Origin of the sequence: Sphingobacterium sp. (assembly GCF_039596235.1) — a bacterium.
Taxonomy (GTDB): Bacteria; Bacteroidota; Bacteroidia; order Sphingobacteriales; family Sphingobacteriaceae; genus Sphingobacterium.
Window position 1 is genome coordinate 242,269 of the sequence record NZ_JBCNKE010000007.1, and the last position, 14,468, is coordinate 256,736.

At 44.2% G+C, this 14,468-nt stretch carries 19 protein-coding genes; 8 read left to right on the forward strand and 11 right to left on the reverse strand.

What is annotated here, in order from left to right; all coding sequences use genetic code 11:
- Positions 1-58 precede the first annotated feature (58 nt).
- A complete protein-coding gene (locus ABDW32_RS15710; protein WP_343564022.1) occupies positions 59-349 on the forward strand; it encodes a hypothetical protein in 291 nt (96 codons plus the stop codon).
- A gap of 154 nt (positions 350-503) precedes the next feature.
- Positions 504-1,358 (forward strand): NEW3 domain-containing protein, encoded by an 855-nt coding sequence (locus ABDW32_RS15715; RefSeq protein WP_343564024.1) that lies wholly within the window; start codon positions 504-506, stop codon positions 1,356-1,358.
- On the opposite strand, the gene ABDW32_RS15720 is transcribed toward ABDW32_RS15715, so the two are convergent.
- The gene (locus ABDW32_RS15720; protein WP_343564185.1) at positions 1,320-1,586 is read right to left on the reverse strand and encodes a hypothetical protein; all 267 of its coding nucleotides are present in this window, start codon (positions 1,584-1,586) and stop codon (positions 1,320-1,322) included. The two genes, ABDW32_RS15715 and ABDW32_RS15720, sit on opposite strands and share 39 nt — an antisense overlap.
- Between ABDW32_RS15720 and ABDW32_RS15725 the strand changes: the two genes are divergently transcribed.
- Together ABDW32_RS15725 and ABDW32_RS15730 are read left to right on the forward strand one after the other, a co-directional pair.
- A complete protein-coding gene (locus ABDW32_RS15725) occupies positions 1,494-2,381 on the forward strand; it encodes an ABC transporter ATP-binding protein (RefSeq protein ID WP_343564183.1) in 888 nt (295 codons plus the stop codon). The two genes, ABDW32_RS15720 and ABDW32_RS15725, sit on opposite strands and share 93 nt — an antisense overlap.
- A complete protein-coding gene (locus ABDW32_RS15730) occupies positions 2,344-3,336 on the forward strand; it encodes an ABC transporter permease subunit (RefSeq protein WP_343564026.1) in 993 nt (330 codons plus the stop codon). The genes ABDW32_RS15725 and ABDW32_RS15730 overlap by 38 nt, the downstream gene beginning before the upstream one ends.
- Positions 3,337-3,699: 363 nt before the next feature.
- Here ABDW32_RS15730 and ABDW32_RS15735 read toward each other — a convergent pair whose 3' ends face one another.
- Both ABDW32_RS15735 and ABDW32_RS15740 read right to left on the reverse strand, forming a co-directional pair.
- Complete coding sequence (locus ABDW32_RS15735) at positions 3,700-4,113, reverse strand: DinB family protein (protein WP_343564028.1); 414 nt, start codon at positions 4,111-4,113, stop codon at positions 3,700-3,702.
- 99 nt (positions 4,114-4,212) lie between these two features.
- Entirely contained in the window at positions 4,213-4,605 is a 393-nt protein-coding gene (locus tag ABDW32_RS15740) for a hypothetical protein (RefSeq protein ID WP_343564030.1), read from the reverse strand.
- A gap of 262 nt (positions 4,606-4,867) precedes the next feature.
- On the opposite strand from ABDW32_RS15740, the gene ABDW32_RS15745 reads away from it, so the two are divergent.
- Complete coding sequence (locus ABDW32_RS15745) at positions 4,868-5,332, forward strand: PepSY-like domain-containing protein (RefSeq protein ID WP_343564032.1); 465 nt, start codon at positions 4,868-4,870, stop codon at positions 5,330-5,332.
- A gap of 180 nt (positions 5,333-5,512) precedes the next feature.
- Here the strand turns inward: ABDW32_RS15745 and ABDW32_RS15750 are convergent, their stop codons facing one another.
- The 7 genes from ABDW32_RS15750 to ABDW32_RS15780 all read right to left on the reverse strand — a co-directional run bounded on the left by ABDW32_RS15750 (position 5,513) and on the right by ABDW32_RS15780 (position 9,538).
- A complete protein-coding gene (locus ABDW32_RS15750; RefSeq protein WP_343564034.1) occupies positions 5,513-6,184 on the reverse strand; it encodes a hypothetical protein in 672 nt (223 codons plus the stop codon).
- A 61-nt stretch (positions 6,185-6,245) separates the two neighbouring features.
- Complete coding sequence (locus tag ABDW32_RS15755) at positions 6,246-6,782, reverse strand: hypothetical protein (protein ID WP_343564036.1); 537 nt, start codon at positions 6,780-6,782, stop codon at positions 6,246-6,248.
- 11 nt (positions 6,783-6,793) lie between these two features.
- Complete coding sequence (locus ABDW32_RS15760; RefSeq protein ID WP_343564038.1) at positions 6,794-7,207, reverse strand: DUF3592 domain-containing protein; 414 nt, start codon at positions 7,205-7,207, stop codon at positions 6,794-6,796.
- A 102-nt stretch (positions 7,208-7,309) separates the two neighbouring features.
- Positions 7,310-7,780: a lipocalin family protein gene (locus ABDW32_RS15765; RefSeq protein WP_343564039.1), complete on the reverse strand. Its 471-nt coding sequence runs from the start codon at positions 7,778-7,780 to the stop codon at positions 7,310-7,312.
- A 31-nt stretch (positions 7,781-7,811) separates the two neighbouring features.
- The gene (locus ABDW32_RS15770) at positions 7,812-8,348 is read right to left on the reverse strand and encodes a hypothetical protein (RefSeq protein ID WP_343564041.1); all 537 of its coding nucleotides are present in this window, start codon (positions 8,346-8,348) and stop codon (positions 7,812-7,814) included.
- Positions 8,349-8,413: 65 nt separating this feature from the next.
- On the reverse strand, positions 8,414-9,184 hold the full coding sequence (locus ABDW32_RS15775) for a DKNYY domain-containing protein (protein WP_343564043.1): 771 nt from the start codon (positions 9,182-9,184) through the stop codon (positions 8,414-8,416).
- A gap of 12 nt (positions 9,185-9,196) precedes the next feature.
- Complete coding sequence (locus ABDW32_RS15780; RefSeq protein WP_343564045.1) at positions 9,197-9,538, reverse strand: DUF4870 domain-containing protein; 342 nt, start codon at positions 9,536-9,538, stop codon at positions 9,197-9,199.
- Positions 9,539-9,770: 232 nt separating this feature from the next.
- Here ABDW32_RS15780 and ABDW32_RS15785 point away from each other — a divergent pair, with 232 nt between their 5' ends.
- Positions 9,771-11,582 (forward strand): hypothetical protein, encoded by a 1,812-nt coding sequence (locus ABDW32_RS15785; RefSeq protein WP_343564047.1) that lies wholly within the window; start codon positions 9,771-9,773, stop codon positions 11,580-11,582.
- A gap of 26 nt (positions 11,583-11,608) precedes the next feature.
- On the opposite strand, the gene ABDW32_RS15790 is transcribed toward ABDW32_RS15785, so the two are convergent.
- On the reverse strand, positions 11,609-12,145 hold the full coding sequence (locus tag ABDW32_RS15790) for a hypothetical protein (protein WP_343564049.1): 537 nt from the start codon (positions 12,143-12,145) through the stop codon (positions 11,609-11,611).
- A gap of 357 nt (positions 12,146-12,502) precedes the next feature.
- Between ABDW32_RS15790 and ABDW32_RS15795 the strand changes: the two genes are divergently transcribed.
- Together ABDW32_RS15795 and ABDW32_RS15800 are read left to right on the forward strand one after the other, a co-directional pair.
- Positions 12,503-13,540: a hypothetical protein gene (locus ABDW32_RS15795; RefSeq protein WP_343564051.1), complete on the forward strand. Its 1,038-nt coding sequence runs from the start codon at positions 12,503-12,505 to the stop codon at positions 13,538-13,540.
- Positions 13,541-13,621: 81 nt separating this feature from the next.
- Positions 13,622-14,362 (forward strand): hypothetical protein, encoded by a 741-nt coding sequence (locus ABDW32_RS15800; protein WP_343564054.1) that lies wholly within the window; start codon positions 13,622-13,624, stop codon positions 14,360-14,362.
- Positions 14,363-14,468: the final 106 nt, after the last annotated feature.

Below are 14,468 nucleotides of genomic sequence, written 5' to 3' on the forward strand. Positions count from 1 at the left end.
CAACTTTAACCTGGTTAGTCTCCCCGGGGAGGCTAACCTATTTTTATTTAAGCAGGATATGGAACGCTCAAATTATTATATCGAATTACAGATGTACTGCCGTGGACGCTATATGACCATCGCCAGTTTTGACCGGAACAGCTGCGAGAAGATTGTTCATGAACTATTTGATGAACTGCGCGGGGATCAACAGGCCTCTGACCTCCGAAGGCTGCGTATCAATCTTCTCTTAAATGATACCGAAAATTCAAAAACACAGCTGCGGTCAATCCACTGTACATTGGATGAATTGGCAGAAAACACCAAGATCATCATCAAGAAGACGTTCAGGGCGGTGAACTTCGAATGATGCCTTAGGGGCTGATCGTTTTTTATTTTTACCCTTGACATTTATCAAATTGATTTTTAATTTGGACGCGGTTTTCGAAAAGGTAACCGATACCAAAACCGACATTTTTTAAAAGCTAATATTCTATTTAAATATAAATTTTAGTTATTGGATCATGTTAACAGAATTACTAATTACAAACACAAACCGACGTTTTTCTTTCCGGCCATTTTTCACTGCACTTCTCGTGCTGGCAACCTCGCTCTCACTTCCGGCACAGACCGTGAAACCGCTCAAATCCAATTTTGAAGCGCGGCTAATGAATATTGAATCGCCCAGTAATGAACCCTTTCGGTATACCGCTACCCTCAGTAATGGGTCTGCACAACCGGTCAATTACAACTTTAACGCACAGCTGCCAGACGGCTGGCAGATCAGCTACCGCGTAGAAGGTTCACAGGTGACCTCGCTGATGATGCAAGCAAATAAATCACAGGAAATCAGCATTGAAATCAGCTGCCCGATTTCCGCCAAACCCAATAAATATAAAATCCCTGTGAAGGCCATATCTGCGCAGGACACGCTGACACTGGATCTGGAAGCCGTGGTCAAAGGCTCCTATGCACTCGAACTGACTACACCAAGCGGCAGGCTTAGCGACGAAGTCGTCTCGGGAAGCAGCAAAGAAATCCTGCTCAAAGTCAAAAATACCGGTACACTCCCACTCAATGCATTGGAACTTAGTTCCCAGTTGCCCAGCCGATGGGAGGCCACCTTTGATCCTGCGAATATTAAACAGCTTGAAGCAGGAAAATCCCTCGATGTCAAGGTTAATCTAAAAGTTCCCGACAAGACCATCGCCGGAGACTATGCGAGCAAATTTGAGATCAAATCCGCCAACAGCAATGCCGATATTTCATTCCGTATGATTGTCAAAACCTCTTTGCTTTCAGGCTGGGTCGGCCTATTGGTCATCGTACTGGCTATTGGACTAGTGTATTATCTCATCCGCAAATACGGACGCAGATAAAAGTAGGACAAAAAAAAGATAATTACGATGAAGGATCCTATCATTCAATTGACGGGTCTGACCAAAACCTATGGCAAATTTACCGCCGTAGACAAGTTGGACCTGCATATTTATCCCGGCGAAATCTTTGGCCTGCTGGGCCCCAATGGTGCCGGAAAGACAACCAGCATCCTGATGATGCTCGGCCTGACCGAACCAAGTGCCGGCACAGCCTATGTTTGTGGCCATAATGCCACCCGTAACCCCATAGCCGTGAAACGCAAAGTCGGTTACCTGCCCGACAATGTAGGCTTCTATCCGGATATGACGGCACTGGAAAATCTATGTTTCATAGCCGAACTCAATGGACTGAGCAAATCCCTGGCACAGACTTCCGCCAGAGATATGTTGCATGTCGTGGGCCTGGAGCAGGAAATGCATAAAAAAACCGGCTCTTTTTCCCGCGGGATGAAACAGCGCCTGGGGCTGGCCGAAGTGCTGATCAAAGCACCTGAAGTTGCTATCCTTGATGAGCCGACACTGGGCATAGATCCCAAAGGTGTTGACGAATTTCTGGAGCTAATCAAGCAGCTCAGCAGGGAGCATAACCTCACCGTACTGCTTTCTTCGCACCATCTCCATCAGGTCCAGCGCGTCTGTGACCGCGTCGGCATTTTTGTCGGCGGTAAGCTGCTGACCCAAGGCTCAATCGAAAGCCTGGCTCAGAACCTGCAACAACAGGAAGGTGTCAGCACCGTCATTACGCTTGAACGGCCAGCGGAAACCCAGCAGTTTGAAGAGGCCTTAAAAGCTCTGCCGGGACTTCGCAAGGTAAGCATAAATGGACTTTCGGTCGAGTTGAAAACCGACAGCGATGTTACCGCTGCAGCTGTCCGTATTTTGGTCAACAATGGGGCAGACATTGTCGCCGTAAGCCGTAATGACTACCAGCTCGACGATATTTACAATACATATTTTGAGAATAGCATAACAACAGATACTGTCTATGAAAAATCCAGGGGTTTCTTCAAAAGATTTCAATAGCAAGCTCTCCACGCCCATGCAGGTGCTGGTCCGCAAAGAAATCGCCGCACATATCCGCAGCTGGCGGTTTATTATACTGATCCTGCTTATCGTGCTGACATTCGGTGCCGCACTTTATGTTTCATCCATGGGGCTGAAAGATGCTGTCAGCAATATGCGTGATCCCGACCAGTCATTTTTGTACCTCAAGCTGTTGACTACGACGGATAATTCCATTCCGCCGTTTCATGTTTTTTTAAACTTTCTGGCCCCATTATTGGGCATTGCGCTGGGCTTTGACGCGGTCAATGCAGAGTACAACAATGGTACACTTACGCGGTTGCTGGCGCAGCCAATTTACCGCGACAATCTACTGTTTGCCAAATTTCTGGCACCATTGATCGTTGTGGGAACATTGTTTGTTGCATTGGTCATGCTGATGATCGGTGGCGGACTGATGGGCACGGGAGTACGGATAGAACCGCAGGAATTGCTACGCATTCTCGGATTCACCTTGATCAGTGTGCTGTATGTGGCTTTTTGGCTGAGCCTCGCTATCCTATTGTCAATCCGCTTTCGTCAGCCGGCGACCTCAGCACTTACCGCGATCGGTATCTGGTTATTTTTTACCGTGTTCTTCCCGATTTTGGTAAACCTGGCCATCCGCCCCTTTCTGCCCAATCCCAATTACATCTCGGAGCAAGAGTACATAGGCTACAATGAGCTGATCCTAAACCTGCTCCGCTTGTCACCGAGCCAGCTCTACACCGACGCCACCACCACACTGCTGATGCCTTCGGTACGCAGCCTCGGCCCGATCACCATGGAACAGATGGTGGGCGCTATTCCTTCGCCCCTCTCCTTTCGTGAAAGTTTTCTGATGGTCTGGCCACAGATCAGTGGGCTCACCGCCGCCATGATGATCTGTTTTGCCTGGTCCTACTATATCTTTATGCGGCGGGAGATACGGAGTTAAATAGCGCCGCGGGATCCGACTGATTGCATAACATGCATAAGCCAACCATGCTAGGATCCTGCTCTAAGAAAAAATAACAGAGGTCGCCTGTCCGATCGGACAGGCGACCTCTGTTAAGTGTATAATGAATAAAAAATGGCTGCTTAATCGCTATTTTCCTTTTTGTAAGCATAGTAAAAAACAATTCCGTCGATTGTGGCGACAGCAAAGCGGATAATAAAACACAGGGATACAAACCCACCGATAAATGCAAAAGCAAGCGTCAGGGAAGAGATACTCGGGCAGCACTGATCTGGGATCAATTTCTAGCTGAGATCTTAACAGGAATAGAAATCCAAAGTGGATCAGGTCGTAGCCAAACCTTTATTTCAGACAACGGGCGGTGACCAGCAGCTGGCCGACATGACGCTGTGCATGCTCAGCCGCATGAAATAAGAGACCGATCAGGGTCGTTGGAATCCGCTTTCTCCCCAGGAAACGTTCATCAGTCAAGGTTGCGGGATCAGTCATCGACAAGACTTCTAAAGCCTGTCGGATCTGCAGCTGTAGGTTTCCGATTAGTGTAGCGACGCTGTGGTTCAAATCCACGATACCTTCTTTCTGGAGATAATTAAACTGCTCGGCAGACAAGGATTTACCTGCTGCATAGGTAAACATGCGATCAATCACTCCTCGGATATGCAGCAGATGAAATCCAATGCTAGCGTTGCCACAGGGGCGTGCCCAGAGCTGCTCCGGCGACAGCTGGGCTGTATATTTTGTGCTATCCTCTACCACTTGCAGCAGCGCATGTGCTACCGGCTGCAAAAGAGCTGGAATCCCCTTGATTGGTCCCCGCATCCATACTTCTAAATTGTCCATACCTGATTTAATAAGCTATATTCGTTTACTCGTACTCTTTAATGCCCATAGCACCAGTATCGGTTGAAAAAATAAACGAGCAAGCCTTTTCCCATCGCTGTCCAGTCCGAAACCATCCCGATGTTCTTTATATTGGGCGATATTGCCCGGGAACACCGCAATGAAAAACAGCGCTGCAATTTTTCCGACAGTAGCACGCTGTTTGCCCCTGACCAATAAGAGCGCAGTGCCCAGTGCAATTTCAGCAAATCCCGAATACAGGACCGTATCATCTTTAGGGATCGGTACCCAATCAGGTACCTGTGCCTGAAATTCCTTTCGGGCAAAGGTCAGATGTCCGATTCCCGCTACCGTTAAAAAAGCACCTAAGCTATAGCGTGCAATCTTTTGAAGGCTAGATTTTTCCATACTATTTTTTAATAGAAGACAGTATACAGCGAAAATAGTTTACTGAGGACAGATAAGATCTGATAAATAATCCCGATAGGGTATAAAAACAGTAAAAACAAATTATTTATACCACTTCGGGTATAAATAATTTGTTTCTTTCCCAAATGTTTCCAGAATCTATATAGAATTTTATCTTATGGTATTTTCTATTTCCCAGCTAAAGGTGGCTTTAAAAACAGCCCCCGATAAGATGAGTAATAGAATTAAAAAAATAGCGCGTATGAAGAAATTAACTTGGTTTGCAGCTGCATTGATAACAGGCAGTGCATTGACATTTATGGCTTGTGACAAAGATGATCCGATCGAAAGCGACATCACTTATGCTGAACTCCCCCAGTTGGGCAAAACGATGATTGAAACTCATTTTGAAGCAAACACGGTAGTCAGTGTTACACGAAAAAACAATTCAGATACAGACGGCGGCCTCTATGAAGTCAGATTGAACAATGGTATAGAGATCGATTTAGACAAAGATGGCAATTGGACCGACATTGAAGGGAATCGTCAAAAACTACCCGACACCTTAATTCCGTCACCTATATTGAGTTATGTCGTTAAACAATATCCAGCGCCTTTATTTATCGAAGGTATTGACAAAGAACCTTACGGTTACCAGATAGATCTGTCTAATGATCTGGATCTAAAATTTAATGCTGATGGCAGCTTCATCGGTCTTGATGATTAATAACCAACAATTCTTAGGACCTGCCAGATAAAGCCCTGAGGCCAAAAGTAGGCCTCAGGGCTTTATTTGAAAGTCAATCTATTGCCCTACCTGGCACAGCGACAAAACCAATGCAGAAAGCAGGGGGCGTACCTATTCGACTCCAGTGGATCAGTATCCAAATGTCACCCGCTGTTGTTCTTACTTTTTGTCAACAAAGTATACTTCCATTCTGCCATCTTCGGATTTTAGATTAATCAGATAACCCGCCTGTTCCGTAATTTTCAACGGAATACCTTCGGTTTCAAAACTGTTGCTATCCATTTGCTCTTTGGGTTTACTGGTTTTGCTCATGCTGATTGATTTAGCGATAAAGTACGTATCGCCTTCCACTTTGACTACACGAAACCAGCCAAACCCCAAGCGGTCGCCCATTCCTTGACCAAGCTCAAAATGTCCGAAATAAGTATCTCCGACGATCGGCTTTTGCTCCATAGCGACAGTTACAGCCGATTTTGGAAGCGGGGGCTTTACCGCATCATAGCCAATCATACCGAAAACAGCAATTACCAGTGCTGCGACGATCCAACCCAAGATCGTCATTTTAAACACAAATGGTGGCCTAGGTACTTCGGCCTTCTTTTTATTATAAAAAGTCCTCATTTCAGCTGTCCATAGGCTACGCCTAATGGTTTTTCCAGAGCTGACATCCCTAAATTCCCCAGCCGCTTTCCTGGAATTTACAGTGCACACAGCCATGCGCATCTCAGTACGCAGAAAAACAAGGTCCATGCCTTGCCCGGGTGTTTGCGGATTTTGCAGTTCAGACGCTGAAAAGCGAGCCGCCTGGTATTGTTGAATTAAGAAAAACATATTGTCAAGATTTTTTATTCCTTCATACGATTAACTATCGAAACATTTTCGGAGAAACGCTTCAATCTTGTCCTTTTTTATAAAAGTTTTCAGATACCTCCCGCAAATAACGATTTGCTTCTTCGAGAATCTTCGGCGCTATCTGTGCATGTGTTGTAATAGGCTCAAGCCATGCCTGTCCCGCGCGGAATTCGACAAAAGCCATAACCGCTTCATCCCCCCACATCCAGTCATAGATCAGGGCATAACCGCTTTCGGTATACATGCCCAGCTGTTTTAAAAAAGCTAGCATTGGTAATATTTCGTAATAGTTTTCACTGAAGTTGAGCGAAGTAAAGCCCCACTGTTGTTTTTTTTCATCATATTGCTCTGTCGAGCAGAAAAAACTATCACGCAGCAAATCATCTACTACATTGCGGTTGTTTTCTTTTGTATAAGTAGGAATATGTTTCAGTTCTGTTTTATTGTACATCTCGCAGCTGTCCCACCATTGTTTCCAGTTGTCATCAATTCCAGTCGTCATCGGCTTTGCGACAAAAAACTCATTCAATCTCCCCTTTTCGATCTGAATGTTAATGTAGAGTGTATTTAGTTCCATCCGTTGTTCTTTTAAATAATTCCCGCTTTAAACAAAAAGTAACCACCACCGATCAACAACATCGGCAGGGCCATGGCCAATAAAATATTGCTGGCCAAATACATGCCCCAATAGGAGCGGATGCGTATATCATTGCCATTATCCGGATCATAGATCAGGCTTACTTTTTCGCCGATGGCATAGGCCGGCGGATTGGACTTTGCTGTAGGCGAAAAGCTTCTGACGCTGCCATCAATCGTATACTCCATCAACGGTGTATACATGGTGCCACCTTCTCTGTCCCGAGAAGGAATATTCTCGACGACTGTAGCCTGAACGGGCAAACCATTGGTCATCAGTCTTCGTGCCTGGCTAAAAGACACAACACCAAGTATGAGGAGTGCCAGCCCGATAAGGAGTAAGATCATATGTATTGTTGTTGCCATTTTCATGTTTTGGGGTTGAAGTTTAAAAAATCGGCTGCGCCTTTTCACAGGCAGATTGTTGCGCGCAGATTATTAACTTTTCTACAGCGAACTAGCCCGCCTTTATTTTTTAAAGACCAGCATATGCAGGTAGTCCTTCGTATCCTCGTCGAGTTTAATAGGCCCGACATTCCACCACATTTCCGCTTCGTTAACCTTGAATACCTGAAAGATTTCGGTCTCATTGGGATAGGTAATGGCCAGCTCTTTTGTGTCCGCATCAAAGGTATACGTCCCTGTTCGGGTTGTTCTGACCACACAATCCGAGCCCGATTTCCGGTAGGAAACAAAGCTGTGCTTAACGTCCGCAGCAAAGGTCCAGGTCTGCATGGCAGCGCATCCTTCTACCGGCGGATTGGCCGATTCAATAGTATCCCCCCCTTGATGGAATATCAAGGATTGCGAAAATTTCCAGCTGCCCACCAGCAGTTCTTTCTCTGGAACAGCGATATCCTCTTCCTTTTTACTGCACGAGGCACTAAGCAGCAAAGCTGTAATGGCCATCATGAAATACGTAATTTTTTTTAAGTTCATATCATGTTGATTAAATTGTGATTGTCCGGTATTACCACCATTTCGCTTCGGGCAGCGCATAAAATGCGGTGTCTCTTGCCGACTGCCAAGGAGCCTGGGGAAACTGCCAGCAGGCTTTTACTTTGTCCAAATACTTCGCGATATCCATTGTTCCCCATTTATAAGCGACATTGTAATTTTCGCCCTTATAACTGATCGTACCGAAAACAAAGGGGGTAGAATAACCCGATACCCCCCCGGTAAACTGCACAGCCTTCCCCATATGAAATTTTGTCCCCGCCGGGAACTTTTTTTCCAGGCTATAATCGCCCAGCTGTATACGTTCTTCGATATAAGGCCATTCCGGATGCAGGCTATCCAGCAGCAGGTAGGGATAGCTTTTATCAGCATGGAGACTCAATTTTTCCTTCAGCAAAACCGTCTCCAGCTCCAGTGTCAGCGTTTTGCCCGTCCATTCGCTAAAGGGACTAAGCCGGCTGATATCGGTAGATTTTGTTTTGATGCTGAAATACAGAAAAAAGCCAAAGATCAGCATGCCTGCTATGCCGACTAATACGATTATTCCCATTGTTTTTTTCACGGACATACACGTTATATAATTCTTATTAATGCCTTTTCAACCTGCCGGAACTCCTATTGCTTTCCAGAGATATTCAATAGTTCCCCTCCTTCCAGACGGTGTCTTTTACCAAAACGATAGCAATAATCAGCATCCAGCGCATAGCCCAGTCCATCATGCACTTCAAAACGAAATTTTTCCAGACTTTTTGTTCTGAGGGGCTTGACAGCTCTCGCGATCGTATCGATATAAAATGCCTGCTGTTTATCCACTGCGTAAAAAGTATGGTCAGCCTCCCGGTAATAGGTTCCGGCAACACATTCCGCTAAAACCCTAAAACTCTTTGCATCGGCTTCCTTCACAACTTGCTGTCGAAAATAAACATGATTTTTATCCCTTGACAGATTGCCGATACGTTCAGCATGGAGCACCTCGAATGTTGCGGCATCGGCAGCTTCCACCTGTTGGAAATATGCGCAGTAAATGGCATCGCCCACCTGCTGGTATACTCCCCCAAGTTCCTTTACATCTGCCAGGCGATAGACGAGCTTTTGATCAAAAACATAATCATTGCCCCTTGATGTTGCCATGCCTTTTTCAAAATCAAGGATCCGGAAATCCGCAGGATCGGCATCAGGAAGTATAGCGAACCTATTCATGTAGCTCTCCAGGTAAACATGCTTTTTATCCTTAAAGTAATGATAAGTAGAACCGTTACTCTGGATGATCTCAAAGCTTGGGAAATCAATGTAAGGATATAACTTTCCATAGACTACCTTATCAAAATGCAAGAGCAATTGGTGGTCGATTACCACAAAACCATTCCCCAGATTCTTCTTGGCCATGATCAGTTCGTTTTAGTTCGAGCGCTGTTCCTTATCCAAAAAAGGAAATTGTTTATCAAATAGTTCGCCTACCAAGGGCAAGGGCTTTTTGACATCATTGGCAGCATTAATGATACCTATGACCATCACGATAAAAAACACTACGCCTACATAAGCCAATATTCCTGCAATAGACGCGGACAGGATAGCGACAAGATTCATGATCACACCAAAAAGAAAAGAAAAAAGCAATAGCCCCAAGCCCTGCTTGAGGTGATAGGTACTGAAATCATTTCGTTGCGATTTTCCACCGAAATAAGCGATTAGCCATAAGATACCGATATAGCTAAGAATGGACTGTACTTTTGGGTTCATAGCGTTATATTTTTGTTCCTGCAAATATGCCGTAATCCGTTTCGAAAATCGCTACCACAACCATAACAAAACATCTACAAGCCTAAAAATCGGTATATACAATATATATACAAATCCGACATACCACTGAAAATCAACACGTTTTAAAAACTACATATTTCAGCACCGGATAAAATGGTTACGGATTTAAATCTTAAATTTGAACTTTGGACCAGTTAATTGTATATCAGCGATGTATTTAAAAAACTTCCTTACAGTGATTTTGATCCTGTCACTTGGCGGTATCGCCAGGGCCCAATTGCGGCCGGCAATGCAGGAGATGCTGGCATCGCTGGAAAATCTACGGATCAGCAATCGACCAACGGAAGCGCTTCACCTGATCAATAAAAACCTGGAAAGCAAAGAAAATACAGCCGATGAGCTTACCTATCTATATGCTCATCAGAGCCTGATCTATGGCAGCATAGACAGTCTGCTCTTAAGTAAAAGAAGCCTGGACAACAGTCAACGATGCGCCCAACAAGCCAGCAGCAACGAAGCCAAAGCCATCGCCTGTCGTGCTGAGGCCGCGTTGAACCGTCAGCTCGGTCTGCCCGATGAAGTCACCAAAAGTGCGCTGAAAGGATTGCAGCTATTGAAAAAAAGCGAGAAAGACCTCTCCAATCAATATGCGCTCAACTATCTGCTCTATGGCGTATACAGCCGCTGGGGAGATGATGAAAAAATGAACCGATATATCCGCAACTGCGCATATTATGCACTGAAAGACAAAAATTACAACGCGCTGGTCAATGTCAACAACGGTATTTCGAGTATGTATCAGGCCAGGTACGAAAAACAGCAAGAACGTGCCCTACTTGACAGCAGCTTCCGATATCTGCAAAAATCATTTGACCTCCGTCAACAACATCCCAAACAGATCAGCGCAAACAGCTTTGTGATTACCTGCATCAATCTGGCCAACTTCTTCGTTGAGTTCTCGGAAGCTCCGTTAGCTGAGCGCAAGAAGCAAGCATTCCATTACCTCAAGTTCGCCGAAGAGGCCCTTCAAACAAAACATGCCGCCGCCGATTATTGGGTCAATGTATTTGGGATCAAAAGTGGATTTGCATTACAGGAAAATAACCTTTCCCTCGCCGAACAATACCTGCTGCAGTGCATCAGCCAGATCAAGCAGGATGGAAACACTTTTTATAAGTCAGAATATACGGTATTCAAGCAGCTTGCAGCTATTGCCGACAAGAAGGGCGATCTGCCGGCGGCACTCCGCTATCAGAACACCGCCGAACAACTGTTAAAGAAAACCTTTGACCAACAACAGATTTTCAATGCCCAAAAACTCGAAGTACAGTATGAAAGCGAAAAGAAAAACCAACAGTTGAAATTGCTCAGCCAACAGGCTGCATTTCGTAAAAAACAAAATTACCTGTACGGCGGCATTGCATTAGCTTTGCTTGGCGGACTATGTTTTATGTTCCGCTCCTATCACTTCAAACTGCGCTTATCCATCGAGCGTGAACGAAAACTGCAACAGGAGAAAGAAGAAACCGAAAAAAGGACAGCCATGCAACTGCAGTTGGAGCAGGAGGAGCAAGCGCGGCTCCGGGCCGAACAGGAACTGCTGGAGCTCAAACGCAAACAGCTGGAAAAAGAAGCCCTTGCCAACTCGCTCATTATCGAGCATAAAAACGAGATGCTGCAACAGATCAAAAATCAACTGCATACCGAGGATGCCATCCCAATAAAAAAACTGCTGAAAGAGGAAATGCTCCTGAGTGCCGATTTTGAAGATACCACCAAACAGATCCAGCAGCTGCATCCCGACTTTTTCAAGCAGCTTTCAGCCAAAGCCATCAAAAAACTGACCCCGCTGGACTTAAAATACTGTGCCTATCTACATCTACAAATGAATACCACACAGATTGCGCAGGCCCTTCACGTAGCGCCCCATAGCGTGCGTATGTTTAAATACCGGCTAAAGCAAAAATTCGGGCTGGATAGGGATGTTGATCTGGAAGAATTTTTAAGGTGTCTCTCCCCATGATTTTTGAGGATTAGCCTAACTTAGCTTTACATCGAAAGATTGAGGTCGGCGATGTCCTCCAACACCTGAGCATCATTTAGATCAGCATTTTTTGCCCTACGCGACAGCTGATGTAGGCCAGCGATAGGTAAAACAACCGTAAAATCTTTTGTGTCCCCTTGTTTAAAGTTGAGTACGCCGGTTACCTTGATCAGCACATCTTTTAGATCATCAATCTTTGCAGCTTTCTTTGCGACCTTAAAACGAACAGATACATTTTTTGCTGCAGCAGCCCCCTCCAATGAGATCAGTAGCATATGATCGAGATTGACATTCAGTGCCGAATGTAAAGGATTCACCTTTTTTATGACGACACTTCTCAATGTATCGTTTGCACGTTCAGTATTGAATATAAAGACACCACTTTTGGCATTCCGGTCACCACTATATTGTCCGGGATGTTCCTGAACCATATAATCCAACGCAATCCTGACATTATCGTTAAAACGTCGTGCCAATTGTTTTTTTCTCCCAATAAAAGCTCCAATAAAAATCAACAGAATAAGTAAAATACCCGTAACCATAAAAAATGTTTTTAATATTAAAATAGATAGATGGCACAAAAGTAGCGGCTTTTTTCCTCTTAAAAAAAATATAGACTGTTCTTAGCTAGGTTTTTACAACAAAAAAAATAGAATTGTAATCAATCAACTACAACTCATCCGCAAAACTGCATATCCAAAAAAATGTCTCCATAAACAGGCATAAACCAGCGGCCATTTTCTGTGGAAATTAAATAAAACTGACTGCGGAATTATTGAGTACAGATATCACATCAACCAATACGAATCGTAAACAAAATCTCACGGATATAAATAGACAAAAAAACACTCATTTTGAATGCACATATTTGCATCCATACAATACACAAAAAGTTCAACGTGAAAACATATAGTATCATTTTCAGCTTCATCCTGCTCACTCTTACGGCTGCCGCCCAGAGGAAAAAGAAAGAAAAATTTCCAGAGCCTAAGCACGTGGAGTTTGTCCCAGTGGTCGAAGCAAAGCCAGTTAATGAAGGTGCCGAATCCCCTGCCGTCTTTGCGGCACCCATGCCCACAACCAGTCCTGTTCCGATTCTTGCTACGACCATCGATGGCAAGGAAATGCGATTTAAGAACATTGAAGAATTGACAGATACCGACCTTTCAAAACTGAAAGAACTGTCATTCAAATCAATAGTTCCAGCTATGCGTATCGAAAGCAGTATGCTGAAAAAAATTATTGACACCGCAACTCAGCTGGAAATCCTGGGAATTGAGGATTTCGAGTTAGATGCCTTTCCTGATATCAAAACACCCAATCATCACTTAAAAACACTGTCCTTAGAGGGCAACAGGCTGCAATCACTGCCAGAAAGTATTTTCAAGCTTACCGCACTGGAAAATTTTAACTGCAGTAACCCTTTGACGGAACTGCCCCAATCCTTTGCACAGCTCAAAAATCTAAAGCAGCTCGCGCTGGACAAACATATGTTTACGGCCTTTCCAAAGGAAATCTTCAGTCTAAATAGACTATCTATGCTATATCTATCGGGCAAAATCGATAATCAGCCCGGACTGAAAGAACTGCCCGATTTATTTCAGCAATTGCCCGAACTGGTCGAACTCAGTGTACAAAATGGCGCACTGTCTTCGCTGCCCAAATCTATGGCAACACTCCGAAAACTTGAACACGCCAATTTTTCCCACAATCAATTTACGTCCTTTCCCTATGTATTGGCATCAAACCCCAACCTAAACTATGTCCCTTTTGACAATAATCCATTACAATGGGAGCCATTTCTGGCATCCATCAAAAAAATCAAATGGCAAGGGCTATTCTTTTTGTACAATACAGGGTTTACAAAAAAGCAATACCAACAGATTCAGGATCTCCTGACCAATACAGATGTGTATTACGACGGGATGAACGATTAAAATTCATAAGATCTGTCAACGATATATTTAGGCAGTCCGCTCAAAAGCCAGACTGCCGTCATTGTCATACAATTTATATAGATGAATAAGCACAACGAGCGTTACTTAAATGAAGCCAGGAAATTTAGCGACAAAATCGCGACTAAATTTCTGATGCCCCTTTTATTCCTCATCTTCTTTATGACAAGTCCGTTGGTCACCATTATTCTTACCCTGGTCTTATCCCCGCTGTTGTTCATCCTCATTTATGACCGTAAGATCTTTAGCAGAAAATTCCTCAATTTTTCCTTTGCAGTCTACCTGACAATGTCTTTTGTCTACTCCTGTCTACCGAGGTACCAATATCAGAGCTTCCGTCTTTTTCATCCCGGATGGACCGAGGTAGCTGGCAAAATTGTTGACTATAAAATCAGCTGGACGCCAGCAACAAAGCAAAGTGCAGCTTCATCCTATGCATCCATTACCTACACGTACCAGGTTGGAGGTAAAGAGCAGCGTGTTGTTGCACCGGAAGCCATTACCCGATATTCGGGCAATGTATGGAATACGGATGCCGATATCGCAGGCCACAATTTAGCGTTAAAGCAGCAAGTAGAAGCTTATATGAGCAACAAAAACTTTAAGATACTGGTCAATGAACAGGCAGATTCCAAACTATTTATTCCTTTGGATTATGTTACCTTTTGGGGTTCCTTTTATCTACAGCTCATCGTCATTATTCTAAAAGTTGGACTTACCATAGGCATTGTTATTTCGCTGCCTTTTGCCTATACCTACATCCTTGAACGCGTAAAGGAAAACCGAAGGAGAAATTGGCGCTGATCAAATAAAAGTTCTCAAGTAATCCTGAATCAGATACAAAAAAGCCATATCTCACGACATGGCCTAAACTAAATAAACATAAACAGTCCTTATGACGAATGTTTTG

What these genes read in the sequence shown, in the direction of transcription:
- ABDW32_RS15710 (WP_343564022.1), top strand. Translation starts at nt 59, where the DNA reads ATGGAACGCTCAAATTATTATATCGAATTACAGATGTACTGCCGTGGA.
- ABDW32_RS15715 (WP_343564024.1), top strand. Translation starts at nt 504, where the DNA reads ATGTTAACAGAATTACTAATTACAAACACAAACCGACGTTTTTCTTTC.
- ABDW32_RS15720 (WP_343564185.1), bottom strand. Translation starts at nt 1,586, where the DNA reads ATGGCCACAAACATAGGCTGTGCCGGCACTTGGTTCGGTCAGGCCGAG.
- ABDW32_RS15730 (WP_343564026.1), top strand. Translation starts at nt 2,344, where the DNA reads ATGAAAAATCCAGGGGTTTCTTCAAAAGATTTCAATAGCAAGCTCTCC.
- ABDW32_RS15740 (WP_343564030.1), bottom strand. Translation starts at nt 4,605, where the DNA reads ATGGAAAAATCTAGCCTTCAAAAGATTGCACGCTATAGCTTAGGTGCT.
- ABDW32_RS15745 (WP_343564032.1), top strand. Translation starts at nt 4,868, where the DNA reads ATGAAGAAATTAACTTGGTTTGCAGCTGCATTGATAACAGGCAGTGCA.
- ABDW32_RS15750 (WP_343564034.1), bottom strand. Translation starts at nt 6,184, where the DNA reads ATGTTTTTCTTAATTCAACAATACCAGGCGGCTCGCTTTTCAGCGTCT.
- ABDW32_RS15755 (WP_343564036.1), bottom strand. Translation starts at nt 6,782, where the DNA reads ATGGAACTAAATACACTCTACATTAACATTCAGATCGAAAAGGGGAGA.
- ABDW32_RS15760 (WP_343564038.1), bottom strand. Translation starts at nt 7,207, where the DNA reads ATGGCAACAACAATACATATGATCTTACTCCTTATCGGGCTGGCACTC.
- ABDW32_RS15765 (WP_343564039.1), bottom strand. Translation starts at nt 7,780, where the DNA reads ATGAACTTAAAAAAAATTACGTATTTCATGATGGCCATTACAGCTTTG.
- ABDW32_RS15770 (WP_343564041.1), bottom strand. Translation starts at nt 8,348, where the DNA reads ATGGGAATAATCGTATTAGTCGGCATAGCAGGCATGCTGATCTTTGGC.
- ABDW32_RS15775 (WP_343564043.1), bottom strand. Translation starts at nt 9,184, where the DNA reads ATGGCCAAGAAGAATCTGGGGAATGGTTTTGTGGTAATCGACCACCAA.
- ABDW32_RS15780 (WP_343564045.1), bottom strand. Translation starts at nt 9,538, where the DNA reads ATGAACCCAAAAGTACAGTCCATTCTTAGCTATATCGGTATCTTATGG.
- ABDW32_RS15785 (WP_343564047.1), top strand. Translation starts at nt 9,771, where the DNA reads ATGTATTTAAAAAACTTCCTTACAGTGATTTTGATCCTGTCACTTGGC.
- ABDW32_RS15790 (WP_343564049.1), bottom strand. Translation starts at nt 12,145, where the DNA reads ATGGTTACGGGTATTTTACTTATTCTGTTGATTTTTATTGGAGCTTTT.
- ABDW32_RS15800 (WP_343564054.1), top strand. Translation starts at nt 13,622, where the DNA reads ATGAATAAGCACAACGAGCGTTACTTAAATGAAGCCAGGAAATTTAGC.